Raw genomic sequence first — 1568 nt, forward strand, 5'->3', positions numbered from 1 at the left:
CGGGCCGGCAGCCGAAGGCGAGGGTTGATAAGCCACCCCGAAAGCCTCCCACTCACAAGGCCACCACACCCACCGAACTTACGAAAAGATCAGTAAGAAGTCGTCTCATTTGGAGTGCTGGGTAATCTTCACCGTGTGGTGATGGTTGAGCGCCTGGTGCCGGACGAGTTGTGGTTGCTGTTCCAGCGAGTGGTCCCACCTGCTCCATCGCGGCCGCAGGGCGGTGGTCGGCATCGGTACGGGGATCGTGAGGTCCTCGCGGCGATCATCTTCGTGGCCACGACGGGCTGCACCTGGCGACAGTTGCCGCCGGTCTTCGGCCCGTCGGGGCCACCGCTCACCGGCGTTTCACCGAGTGGACCGCCGCCCGGGTCTGGGCGAAGCTGCACCGTCTCATCCTCGACGAACTCGGCTCGCGCGGAGACCTGGACTGGTCGCGCTGCGCGATCGACTCGGTGAACATGCGGGCCCTGAAAGGGGGGACCTGACAGGCCCGAATCCTGTAGACCGGGGCAAGAAAGGCTCGAAGATCCATTTGATCACCGAGCGGACCGGTTTACCCCTCTTGATCGGGATCTCCGCCGCGAACCTGCACGACAGCCAGGCACTCGAGCCACTCGTACGCGGCATCCCACCGATCCGCTCCCGCCGCGGCCCGCGCAGACGACGGCCCGCCAAGCTGCACGCGGACAAGGGCTACGACTACAACCACCTGCGCCGATGGCTACGTCAGCGAGGCATCCGACACCGCATCGCCCGCAAGGGCATCGAGTCCTCGAGCCGGCTCGGCCGGCACCGCTGGACGATCGAGCGCACGATGTCCTGGCTGGCCGACTGTCGCCGTCTGCACCGCCGCTACGAACGCAAAGCCGAACACTTCCTGGCCTTCACCGCCATCGCCTGCAGCCTCATCTGCTACCGCAGACTCACCAAATGAGACGACGTCTGAGACAGGGAGACATCCAGATCATCGGCGATCTCGGGCAGCAGGCCCGCGATGACGAATTCGGTGGGGCCCATGAGAAACGTTCCAGTGGACAACACCAGGACGACGAAAGGAAGTTTGCGGGGTCGGTCGTCGGTCGTGGGCGACATTCGGTGGAGTCTCTTTTCAGGGCCACGTGCGACCGCGGCGGGGTGGGGACGCCGTAAAGCATCGCACCGCACGGGCGTTCTGTAAGGGGGGAGAAATTTCTCCCTGCTTCACGGTGAAGCGCCGAGTGGCCTTCCTTTCCGGCGACTGCCGTTTTGCGGTCTGCGCCGGGCGACCAGGGTCGTGCCTGCGACCAGCCCGAGGGAGACAAGGGTCAGCCGCCCGGCAAGGGGCGGGCAGTGCGACGGCGTCTCGTAGCCGCCGTCAGTCAGCCCGGCCTGACGTTCGAAGTGATTGAACGCACCGGGGAAGAATGCCTCGTCGAGGCCGTAGAGCGTGGGGAAGGCGGCAGGACCGCCGACGAGCGAGAAGACCGCCCACTGGTCGGCGTGCCGGGCCTCGTGTTCCGCCAGGCGCTGCGTGCGCGGCGAGCCCGCCTCCATGTGCTGGTCGGTCAGGAAGACCGTGCCGAACA

The 1568-nt window shown here is 66.1% G+C and carries 2 pseudogenes; one reads left to right on the forward strand and one right to left on the reverse strand.

Annotation, left to right across the window (positions count from 1 at the left end):
* Positions 1-141 precede the first annotated feature (141 nt).
* A pseudogene (locus ABZ646_RS46365) lies at positions 142-937 on the forward strand (IS5 family transposase).
* Between the two features lie 266 nt (positions 938-1203).
* Here the strand turns inward: ABZ646_RS46365 and ABZ646_RS46370 are convergent.
* Positions 1204-1568 (reverse strand): annotated as a pseudogene (locus ABZ646_RS46370) (hypothetical protein); the annotation flags it as partial.

The sequence above is a fragment of the Streptomyces sp. NPDC007162 genome (genome assembly GCF_040634175.1).
In the GTDB taxonomy this organism is placed as follows: domain Bacteria; phylum Actinomycetota; class Actinomycetes; order Streptomycetales; family Streptomycetaceae; genus Streptomyces.